At 59.6% G+C, this 17118-nt stretch carries 14 protein-coding genes; 9 read left to right on the top strand and 5 right to left on the bottom strand.

Translation table 11 applies throughout. From position 1 onward, the window contains the following. Positions 1–98: 98 nt before the first annotated feature. Both ACRC4F_RS03360 and ACRC4F_RS03365 read right to left on the bottom strand, forming a co-directional pair. On the bottom strand, positions 99–752 hold the full coding sequence (locus tag ACRC4F_RS03360) for a response regulator (RefSeq protein WP_438658080.1): 654 nt from the start codon (positions 750–752) through the stop codon (positions 99–101). Between the two features lie 99 nt (positions 753–851). After that, positions 852–3248, bottom strand: coding sequence for a PAS domain-containing sensor histidine kinase (locus ACRC4F_RS03365; protein WP_438658081.1), 2397 nt, complete (start codon positions 3246–3248; stop codon positions 852–854). Between the two features lie 73 nt (positions 3249–3321). Between ACRC4F_RS03365 and ACRC4F_RS03370 the strand changes: the two genes are divergently transcribed. Continuing rightward, the gene (locus ACRC4F_RS03370; protein WP_438658082.1) at positions 3322–4314 is read left to right on the top strand and encodes an alpha/beta hydrolase family protein; all 993 of its coding nucleotides are present in this window, start codon (positions 3322–3324) and stop codon (positions 4312–4314) included. 142 nt (positions 4315–4456) lie between these two features. On the opposite strand, the gene ACRC4F_RS03375 is transcribed toward ACRC4F_RS03370, so the two are convergent. Genes ACRC4F_RS03375 through ACRC4F_RS03385 form a run of 3 tightly spaced genes read right to left on the bottom strand, consistent with a single transcriptional unit; the run spans position 4457 to position 6913 of the window. Next, positions 4457–5224, bottom strand: coding sequence for a TerB family tellurite resistance protein (locus tag ACRC4F_RS03375; RefSeq protein ID WP_438658083.1), 768 nt, complete (start codon positions 5222–5224; stop codon positions 4457–4459). Position 5225: 1 nt separating this feature from the next. After that, entirely contained in the window at positions 5226–5897 is a 672-nt protein-coding gene (murU, locus tag ACRC4F_RS03380; RefSeq protein ID WP_438658084.1) for an N-acetylmuramate alpha-1-phosphate uridylyltransferase MurU, read from the bottom strand. Beyond that, a complete protein-coding gene (locus tag ACRC4F_RS03385) occupies positions 5894–6913 on the bottom strand; it encodes an aminoglycoside phosphotransferase family protein (RefSeq protein ID WP_438658085.1) in 1020 nt (339 codons plus the stop codon). The genes murU and ACRC4F_RS03385 overlap by 4 nt, the downstream gene beginning before the upstream one ends. A 130-nt stretch (positions 6914–7043) precedes the next feature. On the opposite strand from ACRC4F_RS03385, the gene ACRC4F_RS03390 reads away from it, so the two are divergent. From ACRC4F_RS03390 to ACRC4F_RS03425, 8 genes are all read left to right on the top strand, one after another. After that, positions 7044–9857: an LPS-assembly protein LptD gene (locus ACRC4F_RS03390; protein WP_438658086.1), complete on the top strand. Its 2814-nt coding sequence runs from the start codon at positions 7044–7046 to the stop codon at positions 9855–9857. Continuing rightward, a complete protein-coding gene (gene surA / locus ACRC4F_RS03395; protein WP_438658087.1) occupies positions 9838–11154 on the top strand; it encodes a peptidylprolyl isomerase SurA in 1317 nt (438 codons plus the stop codon). Before ACRC4F_RS03390 ends, surA begins: the two co-directional genes overlap by 20 nt. Then, complete coding sequence (pdxA, locus tag ACRC4F_RS03400; protein WP_438658088.1) at positions 11151–12140, top strand: 4-hydroxythreonine-4-phosphate dehydrogenase PdxA; 990 nt, start codon at positions 11151–11153, stop codon at positions 12138–12140. Before surA ends, pdxA begins: the two co-directional genes overlap by 4 nt. Then, positions 12137–12955 carry a 16S rRNA (adenine(1518)-N(6)/adenine(1519)-N(6))-dimethyltransferase RsmA gene (rsmA, locus tag ACRC4F_RS03405; protein ID WP_438658089.1) on the top strand — a complete coding sequence of 273 codons (819 nt, stop codon included), beginning with the start codon at positions 12137–12139 and terminating at the stop codon, positions 12953–12955. Before pdxA ends, rsmA begins: the two co-directional genes overlap by 4 nt. Positions 12956–13078: 123 nt before the next feature. Then, positions 13079–13459, top strand: a complete 381-nt coding sequence (gene apaG, locus ACRC4F_RS03410) for a Co2+/Mg2+ efflux protein ApaG (protein WP_438658090.1) — start codon at positions 13079–13081, stop codon at positions 13457–13459. Continuing rightward, positions 13459–14343 (top strand): symmetrical bis(5'-nucleosyl)-tetraphosphatase, encoded by an 885-nt coding sequence (locus tag ACRC4F_RS03415; RefSeq protein ID WP_438658091.1) that lies wholly within the window; start codon positions 13459–13461, stop codon positions 14341–14343. Before apaG ends, ACRC4F_RS03415 begins: the two co-directional genes overlap by 1 nt. 33 nt (positions 14344–14376) lie before the next feature. Further along, positions 14377–14706 carry a thiosulfate sulfurtransferase GlpE gene (gene glpE, locus ACRC4F_RS03420; protein WP_109635326.1) on the top strand — a complete coding sequence of 110 codons (330 nt, stop codon included), beginning with the start codon at positions 14377–14379 and terminating at the stop codon, positions 14704–14706. Positions 14707–15002: 296 nt separating this feature from the next. Continuing rightward, positions 15003–16925: a PrkA family serine protein kinase gene (locus ACRC4F_RS03425; protein WP_010467160.1), complete on the top strand. Its 1923-nt coding sequence runs from the start codon at positions 15003–15005 to the stop codon at positions 16923–16925. Positions 16926–17118 lie beyond the last annotated feature (193 nt).

A 17118-nucleotide genomic window follows, 5' to 3' on the forward strand; every position in this document is an offset into this window, starting at 1 on the left:
GAGCCTGCTCGCGATAGCGGTGAATCAGGCAAAGCTATGCCAACTGACACACCGCTATCGCGAGCAGGCTCGCTCCCACATTGGGATGGCGGTGGGCCTTAGAGGAGTTTGTGTTCCATCGCGTACTTCACCAGTTCAGCCAGCGAGGTGATGTTGAGTTTCTGCATCAACCGCGCCTTGTGGGTGCTGATGGTTTTGCTGCTCAGGGCCAGTTGCTGGGCGATATCGTTGACGTTGGCGCCCTGGGCCAGACGTTCGAATACCGAGAATTCGCGCTCCGACAGCAACGAGTGCAACGGCCGCGAATCGGTCAGGCCGACTTCGAAGACCATGCGGTCGGCCAGGTCCGGGTCGATGTAACGACCGCCCGCCGCGACTTTGCGGATCGCCGTCAGCAGCAGCGCCGGATCGCTGTCCTTGGTCGCGTAACCCGCAGCGCCAACCTTCAGCGCCCGGGCGGCCATTTGCGCTTCGTCGTGCATCGACAGCACCAGGATGGCCGGCGGATTGTTCAGCGCACGAATCCGCGGGATCGCTTCCAGGCCATTGACGCCCGGCATGGAGATGTCCAGCAACACCACTTCGCAGGGCACATGCCGCAGGGTCTCGAGCAACTGCTCGCCATTGCTCGCCTCCCCTACCACCAGCAAGTCCTTGGCCAGGCCAATCAATTGCTTGATGCCTTCACGGACGATGGTGTGGTCTTCGGCTACCAGTACACGGATCACAAGTTTCTCCAGATTCAAGATCATTCGCGAGCAGGCTCGCTCCCACAGGGGTTTTGTAAACGCCGCAGATCCAATGTGGGAGCGAGCCTGCTCGCGAAGGCGTCAGTACAGACAACAAATACCTCAGGCCTCATTCACCGGTACTCGCACACTCAACGTCGTGCCCTCCCCCGGCTCACTCTCCAGCGACAACTGCCCACCCATGATCAACACCCGCTCGCGCATGCCGACCACCCCGAAGGAAGTCGCCCTGCCGGTAGCGGGGACAAATCCTACGCCATCATCACTGACCGTCAGACACAACTCGTCGCCTTCCAGCGCCAGCGTCAGTTCAACAGTATGCGCCTGGGCATGGCGCATGACATTGGTCAGCGCTTCCTGAAGGATCCGGAACAGACCGATTGCCTTGGCGTCACTGAGCACCGGCAGATTTTCCGGCACCTGCACCAGACACGGAATCTGCGTGCGCGACTCGAAGCGCCGGGCCTGCCACTCGATGGCCGAGGCGATCCCGGCATCGAGAATCGGCGGGCGCAACGCGGTCGCCACATCGCGCACCAGCTGGAACAGTTGAGCAATCAGCCGTTTCATGCTGTTCAACCGTTCATTCAGACCGGGGTCGAGCTGAGCGTAGGCCAATTCGCACATGGAAGTTTCCAGTTTGAGCACGGTCAACATCTGACCCAACTCATCGTGCACTTCCCGGGCGATGCGCGCTTTCTCCTCTTCCCGCACGCTCTCCAGGTGAGCGGACAGCTCACGCAGTTGTTCGCGGGAGCTGGCCAATTCCAGTTCGATACGCTTGCTCTCGCTGATGTCCCAGACAATCCCGTCCCAAACGTAGGCGCCGTCTTCGAGCCGGCGGGTGATGGCCTTGATCTCGGCCCAGCGTTGCTCACCCGAACGGGTGAGTATTCGCCCCTGCCACGACCAGTCACTGTCCGTATCCAGCGCGTGGTCCTGAGTCTGGTGATAGCTGGCCTTGTCGTCCGGATGCACCAGACTGCGCAGGCCTTTGTCGCGATGGGCCAGGGTCGCCGGCGAGTAGCCCACCAGACTCTCGCTGCCTTCACTGATGTAGGCAAAGTCGATCTGCCCTGTCACCGGAGCCCGTTCCAGGCGGAAGACCAATCCGGGAACGTTGGCGGCAATCCCCTGTAACCGCGCTTCGCTTTCCTGCAACGCGGCCAAGGCGCGACGACGCTCGGTGACGTCGTTGAGATAGACCACCAGGTATTCACCGCCGCGAAAGCGCATGAAGCTCAACGAGACATCGGTCGGCAGGATGCTGCCATCGGCCCGTACACAGTTGGTTTCGAAACTTTGCGGCCCCTCTTCGCTGGCCCGGGCGCGCTTCCACAGGTTCAGCCAGCGGTCCATGTGCAGGCCCGGCTCGAAGTCGATCAATGGCCGATCGATGATTCCGCCTGACGGATAACCGAGCATGGTTTCCGCCGCGCGATTGGCGTAGCGCACGTGGCTGTCCCAGTTGACCCAAAGGATGCCGACGGTGCTTTGATCGATGGAGAACTGCGTCAGGCGCAATGCCTCTTCACTGGCCTCGCGCAGGGCAATGTCTTCGCGGGCAGCCAATAGACGCTGCTCCAGACTGTGCTGCTGGCGGCGTTGCCAGAACACGATGGCCATGCTGCTCAGCATCAGCACCGCCATCAGCAGGCAGAGGTTTTGCCAGAATCCCGGGGACTCGGTCAGGCGCGGGTATTTCGGTTGCAGCCATTGGTTGTGCAGGTGCTCCAGGTCCTTGGCCGGGATCGCCCGCAGTGCGCTTTCGACGATGCCGGCCAGTTCCGGCAAGTCCCGGCGTGTGGCCACACGCAGCAATTGCGGCAAGCCGATGTCGCCCACCACGACAAGCCCGGCGAACTCAGGCTCGACAGACAGACGCCCCAATTGCGCTTCATCGACCACGGCGTAACCGGCCTGCTGGCTCAGCAATAGCTGCAATGCCTGGCGCTCCATCGGGACGCCTTGCAGGTTCAGATGGGGATAGTTGCCGCGCAGATAGTCGGCCGTCGCACTGGGCATGCGCACCGCGACACGGGTTTGGCTGTCGAGTTTTTCCAGCTCTACAACACCGGTGCTTTTCTGGTCGCTGACCACCAGTTGCGGCACCCGCATGTAAGGGTCGGAGAATTGCCAGAGTCGCAGTCCCGCAGGGGTTTGGGTCAGCCCGGGGGCGATGTCGATTTCGCCCTCGCGTGCGGCGGCTTCCAATTGCTCAAGGTCAGGAAAATTACGCCAGCTCAGCTCGACCTTGAGAGCCTTTGCCAGCCATTTCATCAACTCGACATTCACCCCGGACAAGCGCTGCAAGCGGCGATCGTATTGCGCGTACGGTGCCTGCAACACCAGCCCCACGCGCAATTCGCCATGGTCTGCCAGCCACTGTTGCTGCTTGGGCGACAAGGGTGCGACGTGCGTCGGTGGCGCGGAAGCCGCCCAACTGATCAAGGGAAACCACAAACAGCCGATAACCCACAGGCAGCGAAAACGCATCATTGAAGTCTCACACACTGACAAATACTGACCAACCCATTAGGCTGCCGGAATAACTTCTGGCCTGGAATATCCGATGCCCCCTGTCTACCGCCTGGCACTGCCAGCATTGTGCCTGTCGCTGATCCTGCCTTGTGCCTTTTCCGTCGAGGCGGCCGATCCGGCACCTGCCGCTGCGGAAAAACCCGCGGAAGAAAAACCGGTCGAACGCCAGCCACTGCTTGAGCGTAGTCAGGAAGAAGCGACAGCACTTGAGCGAAAAATCCCGGCGCAGGAACAGCAACAACTGCAAGCCGGTGCCGACACTTTTCTTGCCTTGTGGAAACCGGCCAACACCGCCGAGCCCAAAGGCGCGGTGATTATCATCCCGGGCGCAGGTGAAACCGTTGACTGGCCGCAAGCAATCGGCCCGTTGCGCAACAAATTGCCCGACGCGAAGTGGAGCAGCCTGAGTATCACCTTGCCGGACCTGCAAAGCGATGCCATTGCGCCACGCGTCGTGGAAATGCCGCCAACGCTCAAGGCGCCGGAAACCGGCAGCAAGGACTCGACCACGGCAGCACCCATCGAACAAGCCGCTGGTGGCGAAGCGGAAGTTGCCGACAAGGCCATCGCCGAAACCACAGAAGAGCAAGCGAAGGCTGACGCCGATCGAATCTTTGCGCGGATTGACGCTGCCGTCGCTTATGCCGAACAGCAAAGCGCTCGCAGCATCGTCGTGCTGGGCCATGGCACCGGCGCTTACTGGGCTGCGCGTTATCTGAGCGAGAAGCAGCCGTCGCAAGTGGAGAAGTTTGTGATGGTGGCGGTGCAGACACCCGCTGCGGCGAAACCCGAACTGGCGCAATTGACGCCAACGTTGAAGCTGCCGACCGTCGATATTTTCTATATGGATAAACCGCTGGATCGCAATGCAGCGCTGGAGCGGATGCAGGCCAGCAAACGCTTGAAGACTTCGGCGTTCAGCCAGGTATCGCTCAAGGCGTTGCCCGGTAATGCCAAGGCTGAGCAAGAGCAGCTGGTGCGCCGGGTACGCGGGTGGTTGAATCCGCAGAAGGCGGCGGACTGACAGACCGCGTCGCCCCCATCGCGAGCAGGCTCACTCCCACATTTGATCTTCACTGGACACAGAATGTGTGTGCAACCGGGATCAAGTGTGGGAGTGAGCCTGCTCGCGATATGGGGCTTACAGACAACACATTTCTTTACCGCTACCGAAAATCCCGCCGCTCACGTATCAAACTGTACGCCGTATGCAGTTCGCGAGTCTTGTCAGTCGCCTCACGCACCTGCAACGCCGTCGCACCGCTGCCGGCTATCTTGTCCGGGTGATGACGACTGAGCAGGCGTCGATAGGCACGCTTGATCTGCGCCGGCTCGCTGGTTGCCGACACCCCCAAAAGCCGCAAGGCATCTTGATAAGTCAGGGCACTGCTGACTGGCGGCCGCAGATGTGGCTCATAGTCCGCCGCGAGCGCCTGCACCTGATGTCGGTTCCAGCCCAGCCACTTGCCCCATTGCGCAATCAGTTCACGCTCGGCATTGCCCGCACGGCCATCGGCCCAGACCATCCGCCAACATGCGCGCAACACGCCTTCCGCTGCATGGGGCTGAGCGCTCAAGCGACGCAGATAGCCGCGTAACCGGTCGTTGCCGGACTTGCCGCGATTGAATGCAGCAATCGCCCGGCGCCTTGCCGGCTCGGTCATCTCCAGCGCGTGCATTTCCTGGCGCGCCTGCTGGATATGTCCCTCTCCCACGCGCCCGTCGCTCTTGGCCAGCCGCCCCAGCAACACGAACAACAGCTCATCGTTGCGCAGCATCGGGCGACCGCCGAGCTTTTCACGTAAATGCCCCCAGCTTTGCAGGTGCAAGCGCCGATCCAGCGCCTGTCCCAATAAAGCGCCGAGCATGGCCCCCGGAATGCTGGCTATGGCAAAGCCCGCTCCGGCTCCAATCAGAGTCCCTGGCCACAACATGTCAGCGTCTCGCTTCTATCAGGGTTTCAACTTCGGCCAGGCGTTCGTGCGTACCGACATCCACCCAGTGCCCGTTCAGGCGTTCGCCGGTGACCTGTCCATCGGCCATGGCTTTGCGCAGCAATGGTGCCAGTTTGAAGGCTCCGGCCGAGCAACCGTCGAACAACTGCGGATGCAGCACGGCAATGCCGCTGTAAGTCAGGTTCGCGGTATCGGGCTGACCGTCACGTACTTGCCCGTCGGCCAGGGTGAAATCGCCGGTCGGGTGATGGGCCGGGTTGTCCGCCAACACCAGATGCGCCAACCCGACGATGGGTTGATGCAGCACGCTGAAGTCGTAGTCAGTCCAGATATCACCATTGACCACCAGGAAAGCGTCATCGCCCAGCAACGGCAGCGCACGAAAGATGCCGCCGCCGGTTTCCAGTGGCTCGCCTTCTGGCGAGTACTGAATACGCAAGCCGTATTGCGAACCGTCACCCAGGTAACTTTCGATCTGCTGACCCAGCCAGGCGTGATTGATCACGATCTCGGTAAACCCGGCGCTCGCCAGGGCTTTCAAGTGGTACTCGATCAACGGCACGCCGCCGGCACGAACCAGCGGTTTGGGTGTGGTCAGGGTCAGCGGGCGCATGCGCTCGCCTTTGCCTGCCGCCAGAATCATCGCCTTCATGCATGGGCTCCGGCGCGCAGGCTCAGCAGCAACACATCCAGCTCAGCCAGTTCAGGACGACGGGCGACCACCGCTTCTATATAAGCAAAGAAGCGCGGCACATCAGCCAGGTAGCGCGGCTTGCCGTCGCGATGGCAAATGCGGGCGAAGATGCCAATCACTTTCAGGTGGCGCTGCACGCCCATCAGGTCGCTGGCGCGCAGGAAGTCTTCGAAATCAGGCTGCACGGGAATGCCGAGCGCACCCGCTTGTTGCCAGTAATCTTCCAGCCAGGCGTACACACGTTCTTCGGGCCAGCTGAGGAACGCGTCCTTGAACAGGCAGGTCACGTCATAGGTCACTGGGCCATAGACCGCGTCCTGGAAGTCCAGCACGCCAGGATTCGGCTCGCTGAGCATCAGGTTGCGTGGCATGTAGTCGCGGTGCACCAGCACTTTTGGCTGGGCCAGGGCGCTGTCGATCAGCAACTCGGTCACGTTCTGCCAGAGCATTTGTTGTGCGGAATCGAACTCGATGCCCAACTCGCGTTTCACGTACCACTCGGGGAACAGTTCCAGCTCGCGACGCAGCAATGCCACGTCATAACTCGGTAACGGTGCGACCATCGGCAATTGCTGAAAAGCCAGCAATGCCTGCAGGGCATCCTTGAACAAATCGTCGGCATTTTCGCTGTCGATTACGTCCAGATACGTCTTGTTGCCCAGGTCATTGAGCAAAAGAAAACCGCGTTCGAGATCTTCGGCATAAATTTTCGGCACATTTATTCCGGATTTCGCCAGCAAAAAGGCGATATCCACGAAGGGTTTGCAGTTTTCCTGGGGCGGTGGTGCATCCATCACGACGAAGCTGCGGCCCTCGCCTTCCCAGCGGAAATAGCGCCGAAAACTCGCGTCGCTACTGGCCGCGGTCAACGTGGCCGGGGGTACGGCACCCCAACCCTGTTCTGCAAAGAGGATTGCCAACTGCTCATCGAGCCAAACTTTCAGGTGTTGCAAACGTACATCTTGGTCAGGCATTGCAAGGGTCTCCGACGGCGCTAGCCGTCAAGCGGGTCATGCTTTATTATCCAGCATCTTTTTCAGACCATCGAGAGGCGTGCGGCCCACACCGCGGGCAGATGGCACGCAGGAAGCCCGGACTAATAAGATGGCATTGAAATCCCCCGCGTTTCGTAAAAAATTTCCGTTGTTGGTTACCGGCAGTCTGCTGGCCCTGCAACCTCTAGCCACTTCATTCGTGGTCGCCGCGGAACAGTATGACTGCTCAGTCTCTGCTTCGGGTGCCTGGGACTGTGCGCCAAAAGCGCCAGCGGCGGCATTGCCTCCGCGTCCCGTCCATGACGGCAGCGCAGTTTCCGCCACCGGCGAACCTGCGACCGAGAGTGGCACCAGTGAAGACACCGGCGCCAAACCCGTGCTGGTTACCGAGTCCAAAGGCCGCGGCCTGAAGTCGCGTAGTGCAGACTACAGTCACCTCGACTGGGTTCCGCGCGAGAACCTCACGGCAGCGCAACTGGCCGAGACTGGTCCTTACTGCTCTGGTTCCTATATCGAACCAATTCGTCCTGGCATGAATGACAAGACGAATAAAAGCGACGCTCCAACCTTTATCGGCGCCAAAGCTTCCCGCTATAAGCAGGATGAGCAAGTTGCGACCCTGGCCGGTGACGTCGTCATGCGTCAGGGCAGCATGCAGGTCGAAGCCGACGAAGCGAACCTGTACCAGGCTGAAAGCCGTGGCGAACTGAGCGGCAACGTGCGCATTCGCGACAACGGCGCGCTGATCGTGGGCGACCACGCCGACGTGCAGCTCGATACCGGTGAAGCCAAGGTCGATAACGCCGAATACGTGATGCACAAGTCCCGTATCCGCGGTAACGCGCTGTACGCCAAACGTGCAGAAAACGCGATCATCCGTCTCAAGGATGGTACGTACACCACGTGCGAACCGAACAGCAACGCCTGGCAGCTCAAGGGCAACAACATCACCTTGAACCCGGCGACCGGCTTCGGCACCGCGACCAACGTGACACTGCGGGTCAAGGACATTCCAGTCCTGTACACGCCATACATCTACTTCCCGATCGATGACCGTCGCCAGTCCGGCTTCCTGCCGCCGACTATCGGCACCGGCAGCGATACCGGCTTCATGCTGGTAACACCGTACTACTTCAACCTGGCGCCGAATTACGATGCCACGTTGTATCCGCGTTACATGGCCAAGCACGGTTTGTTGATGGAAGGCGAATTCCGCTACCTGACCAAGTCCAGTGAAGGTCAGTTCGGCGCAGCGTACCTCAACGACGAAGACACTGATCGCAGCAATCAGACCGACTACCAGAAAAACCGCTACATGTATAACTGGCAGCACAAGGGCGGTCTGGATTCGCGTGTATTCACGAAAGTGGACTACACAAAAATCAGCGATCCTTACTACTTCCAGGACCTGGAAACTGACCAGATCGGCGTGAAAAGCGCTGACTATGTGAATCAGCAGGGTTTGGTCAGCTACCGTGGCGACAGCTACACCGCAACGCTGAACGCCCAGGCTTATCAACTGGCAACCGTTACGAACATCACGCCGTATGATCGCTTGCCGCAGATCACCTTCAACGGCCAGCTGCCCACGCATCCAGCCGGCCTGGATTTCGATTACGAAACCGAGCTAGTACGGTTCGATCGCGACCTGAAGGACGGGGACTTCATCAATGAAGACGGCACCGCCGAGTCCCGTCTTGATAACAACGTCGCTGGCCTGGCTCGCGCCAACGGCAACCGTCTGAACCTCAAGCCGGGGGTCAGCCTTCCGCTGGACTGGACCTATGGCTTCATCAAGCCATCGCTCAAATACCAGTACACCCAGTACGATCTTGATCTGGACCGCACCGGCAAGGATCAAATCGTTGCCCAGGAGAATTTCGCTGCGGCAACGGGTACCGACAACGTCAACGGTACGTTCAGCCGCAATCAGAACCGCGGCGTGCCGATCGCCAGCATCGACAGTGGCCTGTACTTCGATCGCAATACCCAATGGTTCGGCAAGAACTATCGCCAGACCCTGGAACCGCGTCTGTACTACCTCTACGTTCCAGAAGAAAATCAGGAAGACATTCCGGTTTTCGACACCGGCGAATACACCTTCAACTATGCGTCGCTGTTCCGTGACAACCGTTTTTCCGGCTCCGACCGTGTCGGCGACGAGAACAAGCTGTCCCTGGGCGTTACCAACCGCTGGATCGAAGAAGACGGTTTCGAACGTCAACGGATCAGTGTTGGCCAGGCGTTGTACTTCAAGGACCGCGAAGTCCAGTTGCCGGGTATCGATGCAAAAACCCGCGACGACGCGCACTCCAACGTTTCACCGTATGCGCTGGAATACGAATATCGCTGGAACCGCGATTGGCGCACCACGGCCGACTACAACTGGGACCCGGACAGCCGCAGCCCTCGCTCAGGCAGCGCGATGTTCCACTACCAGCCTGAAGACAACCCGAACAAGGTCATCAACGCCGGCTATCGCTATCGTAATGACCAGGTCCGTTATGACCAGAACACCGGTAAGTGGTCGGTAGGCGGCGGTGACTATGGCACCCCTGGCCAGCCTAACTACGTGAAGGACTACTACAAGATCGAACAGCACGACTTCTCGGTGATCTGGCCGATCGTGCCGCAATGGAACGCTATCAGCCGCTGGCAGTACGACTACAACCGCAACCGTACCCTGGAAGCCTTCGGTGGTTTCGAGTACGACAACTGCTGCTGGAAACTGCGCCTGATCAACCGTTACTGGGTTTCCTATGACGAATTCAGTCAGAACGCCCCTGAAAACGAAAAAGGCGACCACGGCATCTTCCTACAAATTGTTCTGAAGGGACTCGGCGGCCTCACCGGCGCCAAAGTAGAGAGCTTCCTCGACAAAGGCATCCAAGGTTATCGTGAACGTGAAGACCAAGCTTTCTGATTGTCTGCGCCCGCTAGTGCTGGGCGCGCTGTTCCTGGGTACTGCGGCGAACGCCGCAGTACAGTCCATCGATAAAGTGGTGGCCATCGTCGACAACGACGTGGTCATGCAGAGCCAACTGGACCAGCGTGTTCATGAAGTTCAGCAAACCATCGCCAAGCGCGGTGCCGCAGTACCTCCTGCCGGCGTGCTGGACCAGCAGGTACTTGAGCGTCTGATCGTCGAAAACCTGCAATTGCAGATCGGCGAGCGTTCCGGCATCCGCATCACCGATGAAGAACTGAACCAGGCCGTCGGCACCATTGCCCAGCGCAATAACATGTCGCTTGATCAATTCCGCGCCGCCCTGACTCGCGACGGTCTGTCTTACGACGACGCCCGCGAACAGATCCGTCGCGAAATGATCATCAGCCGTGTGCGTCAGCGTCGGGTGGCAGAGCGCATCCAGGTATCTGAACAGGAAGTGAAGAACTTCCTGGCTTCCGACCTCGGCAAAATGCAGCTGTCGGAAGAATTCCGCCTGGCCAACATCCTGATCCCTACGCCGGAAAGCGCCAACTCCGACGCGATTCAGAATGCGGCCAAACAGGCTGATGCGGTTTACCAGCAACTCAAGCAAGGCGCTGACTTCGGTCAGTTGGCAATCGCCAAATCCGCCAGCGAAACCGCACTGGAAGGCGGCGACATGGGCTGGCGCAAAGCCGCTCAACTGCCTCCTCCGTTCGATCGCCTGCTGAGCACCATGACGGTTGGCGACATCACCCAGCCAATGCGTACGCCGGGCGGCTTCATCATCCTGAAGATCCTCGACAAGCGTGGCGGCGAGACCCAGACGCGTGACGAAGTGCACGTGCGTCACATCCTGGTGAAACCGAGCCCGATCCGCGACGAAGCGAAAACCAAGGCCCTGGCCCAGTCGCTCTACACCCGTATCGAAGCGGGCGAAGATTTCAGCGAGCTGGCGAAAAGCTTCTCGGAAGATCCGGGTTCCGCCCTCAACGGTGGCGACCTGAACTGGATCGACCCGAATGCATTGGTGCCTGAATTCCGCGAAGTGATGGCCAAGACCCCGCAAGGTCAGCTGTCCAAGCCATTCCAGACCCAATACGGCTGGCACGTTCTGGAAGTCCTTGGCCGCCGCGCCACCGACAGCACCAGCCAGGCCCGTGAGCAGCAAGCGATGACCGTACTGCGTAACCGCAAATACGACGAAGAGCTGCAAACCTGGCTGCGTCAGATCCGTGACGAAGCGTACGTAGAGATCAAACTCCCTGGTGCAGACCAGGCAGCGCAGTGAAACCCAAGCGTTTCGCGCTGACACCCGGCGAACCGGCCGGCATAGGCCCTGACCTGTGCCTGCTGCTCGCCTCGCAAGCCCAGCCGCACCCCCTGATTGCCATTACCAGCCGCGACCTGCTCCTTGAGCGGGCCGCGCAGCTGGGTGTGGTCGTCGATTTGCTGACGGTTACGCCGGACAGCTGGCCGGATGTTCCGGCACCCGCCAACAGCCTGTACGTCTGGGATACACCGCTTAATGCACCGGTCAGCGCCGGGCAACTGGACAAGGCCAATGCGGCTTTCGTTCTGGAAACCCTGACCCGTGCGGGCCAAGGCTGCCTGGACGGGCATTTTGCCGGCATGATCACCGCCCCTGTGCACAAAGGCGTGATCAATGAATCCGGGATTGCCTTCTCCGGACACACCGAATTTCTTGCTGACCTGACCCATACCGCGCAAGTGGTGATGATGCTTGCCACCCGCGGTTTGCGCGTGGCGCTGGTCACCACTCACCTGCCCCTTCGGGAGATTGCCGATGCGATCACGCCAGAGCGTCTGGAACGGGTCACACGCATCCTGCACACCGATCTGCAACAAAAATTCGGCATCGCCCAGCCACGTATCCTGGTTTGCGGACTAAACCCGCACGCCGGTGAAGGCGGACACCTGGGCCATGAAGAAATCGACATCATCGAACCTACATTAGAGCGCCTGCGCGGCGAGGGCATGGACCTTCGCGGCCCCCTGCCCGCCGACACTCTGTTTACCCCAAAATATCTGGAGCACTGCGACGCGGTGCTGGCGATGTACCACGACCAGGGCCTGCCTGTGCTGAAATACAAAGGCTTCGGCGCGGCAGTCAACGTGACCCTGGGCTTGCCGATCATCCGCACGTCAGTCGACCACGGCACCGCCCTGGATCTGGCCGGCAGCGGCAACATCGACACCGGCAGCCTTCAAGTCGCCCTGGAAACCGCCTACCAGATGGCCGAGACCCGTTTATGACCGAGCATTACCAACACCGGGCGCGCAAGCGTTTCGGCCAGAACTTCCTGCACGATGCCGGCGTTATCGACCGCATCCTGCGTTCCATCCACGCCAAGCCTGAGGACCGTCTGCTGGAAATCGGCCCGGGCCAGGGTGCGTTGACCCAAGGCCTGCTCGGCAGCGGCGCGCAACTGGACGTGGTGGAGCTGGACAAGGACCTGATTCCGATCCTCAATCAGCAGTTCGCCGGCAAGAGCAATTTCAACCTGCATCAGGGTGACGCGCTGAAGTTCGACTTCAACAGCCTGAACGCAGCGCCGGGCAGCCTTCGGGTCGTCGGCAACCTGCCGTACAACATCTCTACGCCGCTGATCTTTCACTTGCTGCATAACGCCAGCCTGATTCGCGACATGCACTTCATGCTGCAAAAGGAAGTGGTCGAGCGCATGGCGGCAGGCCCGGGCGGCGGTGACTGGGGTCGCCTGTCGATCATGGTTCAGTATCACTGCCGTGTAGAACACCTGTTCAACGTCGGCCCGGGCGCGTTTAACCCGCCTCCGAAAGTCGATTCGGCGATCGTGCGCCTGGTGCCTCACACAGTCCTGCCGCACCCGGCCAAGGATCACAAACTGCTGGAGCGAGTGGTGCGCGAAGCCTTCAACCAGCGCCGCAAGACCCTGCGCAACACCCTGAAATTGCTGCTGAGCAACGACGAAATCACCGCAGCCGGAGTCGACGGCAGCCTTCGTCCAGAGCAGCTCGACCTTGCCGCTTTCGTGCGCCTGGCCGACAAGCTCAGTGAACAAGTTCCGCACTCCCCCGCCGTCGACTGACAGGCGACGAGCGTTATCGGGTAGGACACCAGCGCCCATGTCTGGTTTACTACCCGGTACTTGGCCTAGACTGAATTCAATCAGCTACGCCCCGCGTCCCGCTTCGTTTTTAAGGCCTCTCGCATGTCCGATCCTCGTTATCAGGTCGACGTCAGCGTCGTCACCCGCTATCTGGCAGAACAATCGCAACCCGAGCAAGACCGCTTTGCCTTCGCCTACACCATTACTGTGCAGAACAACGGCGAGCTGCCGGCCAAGTTGCTGTCACGGCACTGGGTCATTACCGATGGCGACGGGCATGTCGAAGAGGTTCGCGGTGCGGGCGTTGTTGGCCAGCAACCGTTGATCGAACCGGGCAAGAGCCACACCTACAGCAGCGGCACCGTCATGACCTCCAAGGTCGGCACGATGCAAGGCACTTACGAAATGATCGCCGACGACGGCAAACATTTTGATGCCATCATCGCTCCATTCCGCCTGGCGGTGCCCGGAGCCCTGCACTGATGGCAACGTACGCCGTTGGCGACCTTCAAGGCTGCCTTGAAGCCCTGCAATGTCTGCTAAAAAAAGTCGCGTTCGATCCGGCAAAGGATCGTCTGTGGCTGGTGGGCGATCTGGTCAACCGTGGCCCGCAGTCGCTGGACACCTTGCGTTTCCTCTACAGCATCCGCGAATCGCTGGTGTGCGTGCTCGGCAACCATGACCTGCATTTGCTGGCCGCCGGGAAGAACATCGAACGCCTGAAGAAAACCGATACCCTTCGCGAGATTATCGAAGCCCCCGATTGCGCCGAACTGCTGGAATGGTTACGCCAGCAAAAACTCATGCACTACGACGAGCAACGTAACGTTGCGCTGGTGCATGCCGGTATTCCGCCGCAATGGTCGCTGCGCAAAGCCCTGAAATGCGCCGCCGAGGTCGAGACGGCGTTGCGCGACGATAATCTGCTGCCGCCCTACCTCGACGGCATGTATGGCAACGATCCGGCGAAATGGGACAGCGATCTCCAGGGCATCACGCGCCTTCGGGTGATCACCAACTATTTCACCCGCATGCGTTTCTGTACGGCGCAAGGCAAGCTGGACCTCAAGAGCAAGGAAGGCGTGGGCACTGCGCCACCCGGCTACAAACCCTGGTTCCAGCACAAGGAACGCAAGACCAAGGGCGTGAAAATCATATTCGGGCACTGGGCCGCGCTTGAAGGCCAGTGCGACGAGCCGGGCATCTCTGCCCTCGACACTGGTTGCGTCTGGGGCGGTGCCCTGACGATGATGAATGTCGACAGCGGGGAACGCCTGTCCTGCAAATGCGACGAGCATGGCCATGCTGCCACGCCACCAGTCGCCCCACGAACTTGCGAACAAACGCCAGCCAGCGCCCAGCGCTAGACTGCGCTTTCAGCCGAGCCACAGGAGCCCGCCATGAGCGAATTCAAACGTATCCCCCCAGAACAGGCACAGGCCCTGCGCGAACAAGGCGCTGTGGTGGTTGATGTCCGCGACCCTGCTACTTTTGCCGCGCTGCACATCAGCGGCTCGAAGCATCTGGACAATCATTCGTTGCATGCCTTTATTCAGGCTGCCGATCTGGACGCACCGACCGTCGTGGTGTGCTACCACGGCAATTCCAGCCAGGGTGCCGCCGCCTACCTGATCAGCCAGGGCTTTTCCGACGTGTACAGCATGGATGGCGGTTTTGAGCTGTGGCGTACGACTTACCCTGCGGAAACAGCGCAAGGCACGTCCGAATAATTTTTTTGTAACGTGCAAGCCCCGGCCCCCGCGGGCTCGCACGGTGGCAGACGAACGGTCTGCCACAACTAATTACGTATCTCGCCTTTACCTCCCGAATAAGCAACTATCCTTAAGCGCAGGCCATCCAAAACAGGGGAGAGCCGGTACACCGGCGCGCGGATCATCGGGAGTAGCTTTCGAGGTAGTCAGCTTCGAAAGAGTTCTGGGGGGTAAACAGCGACTGCATATCCGGTTGCTGCCAGCATCGACTGAATGATCCGGCGTCGGCTCCACGTATCGAGCGAGGTGACGTCATGAGTATCTTTAGCCACTTCCAACAACGCTTCGAGTCCACACGCCAGGAAGAACTCTCGCTGCAAGAGTATCTTGAGCTGTGCAAACAGGACCGCAGCGCCTACGCCTCCGCCGCCGAGCGTCTATTGCTGGCCATCGGAGAACCGGAGCTGCTCGACACCTCGACCAACTCGAGGCTGTCGCGAATCTTCTCCAACAAGGTGATCCGCCGCTATCCGGCCTTTGAAGACTTCCACGGGATGGAAGAATGCATTGACCAGATCGTGTCGTATTTCCGCCATGCCGCTCAGGGCCTGGAAGAGAAGAAACAAATCCTCTACCTGCTCGGTCCCGTCGGTGGCGGTAAATCGTCCCTGGCCGAGAAGCTGAAACAACTGATCGAAAAAGTGCCCTTCTACGCCATCAAGGGCTCGCCGGTATTCGAGTCGCCACTGGGTCTGTTCAACGCCACCGAAGATGGCGCGATCCTTGAGGAAGACTTCGGTATTCCACGGCGCTACCTCAACACCATCATGTCGCCATGGGCCACCAAGCGCCTGGCCGAATTCGGCGGCGACATCAGCCAGTTCCGCGTGGTGAAACTCTATCCGTCGATCCTCAATCAAATCGCGGTGGCCAAAACCGAACCGGGCGACGAGAACAACCAGGACATCTCGGCGCTGGTGGGCAAGGTCGATATCCGCAAACTGGAGGAATACCCACAGAACGACGCCGACGCCTACAGCTATTCGGGCGCACTGTGCCGGGCCAACCAGGGCCTGATGGAATTCGTCGAAATGTTCAAGGCGCCGATCAAGGTGCTGCACCCATTGCTGACCGCCACTCAGGAAGGCAACTACAACAGTACCGAAGGCCTCGGGGCGATTCCGTTCACCGGGATCCTGCTGGCTCACTCCAACGAATCGGAATGGCACACCTTCCGTAACAACAAGAACAACGAAGCGTTCATCGACCGGATCTACATCGTCAAAGTGCCGTACTGCCTGCGGGTCAGCGACGAAGTGAAGATCTACGACAAGCTTCTGTTCAACAGCTCCCTGGCCAAGGCCCATTGCGCGCCCGACACCCTGAAGATGCTTGCCCAGTTCACTGTGCTCTCGCGACTCAAGGAGCCGGAAAACTCCAACATCTACTCCAAGATGCGCGTGTATGACGGCGAGAATCTCAAGGACACGGATCCAAAAGCCAAATCGATCCAGGAATACCGCGACAACGCTGGCGTAGATGAAGGCATGAACGGTCTGTCGACCCGGTTTGCGTTCAAGATCCTGTCCAAGGTCTTCAACTTTGACCCGCACGAAATCGCCGCCAACCCGGTGCACTTGCTCTACGTGCTGGAACAACAGATCGAACAGGAACAATTCCAGGCCGAAACCCGCGAACGGTACCTGCGCTTCCTCAAGGAATACCTGGCACCGCGTTATATCGAATTCATCGGCAAGGAGATCCAGACCGCCTACCTCGAGTCTTACAGCGAGTATGGCCAGAACATCTTCGATCGCTACGTGCTGTATGCGGACTTCTGGATTCAGGACCAGGAATACCGCGATCCGGAAACCGGCGAAATTCTCAACCGCGTCGCATTGAACGAAGAGCTTGAGAAAATTGAAAAACCGGCTGGCATCAGCAATCCGAAGGATTTCCGCAACGAAATCGTCAACTTCGTCTTGCGCGCCCGGGCCAACAACAATGGCAAGAACCCGACCTGGCTCAGCTACGAAAAACTGCGGGTGGTCATCGAGAAGAAAATGTTCTCCAACACCGAGGACCTCCTGCCAGTCATCAGCTTCAATGCCAAGGCCAGCAAAGAGGACCAGCAGAAGCACAACGACTTCGTCACACGGATGGTCGAGCGGGGCTACACCGACAAACAGGTACGACTGCTGTCCGAGTGGTACCTGCGGGTCAGAAAATCACAATAACCCGCTGCCGGTCAGACCGGTTGTCGTCAGCCAGAGACCTGTGCGTGCTTTTTCTGATACACAGGCCTCTGGAAGGTGTTCGAAAGTCGGTAGCGAGTTCAGGCAGCATCCAAAGCGCTTGGGGGAGCGTTGAATATCCCTTGGCACTCGGTCCGATGCTGCATCACCGCTCGCCCCTTTCAGGACAGCTTCT

This window comes from Pseudomonas sp. (assembly GCF_051660785.1).
Classification (GTDB): domain Bacteria; phylum Pseudomonadota; class Gammaproteobacteria; order Pseudomonadales; family Pseudomonadaceae; genus Aquipseudomonas.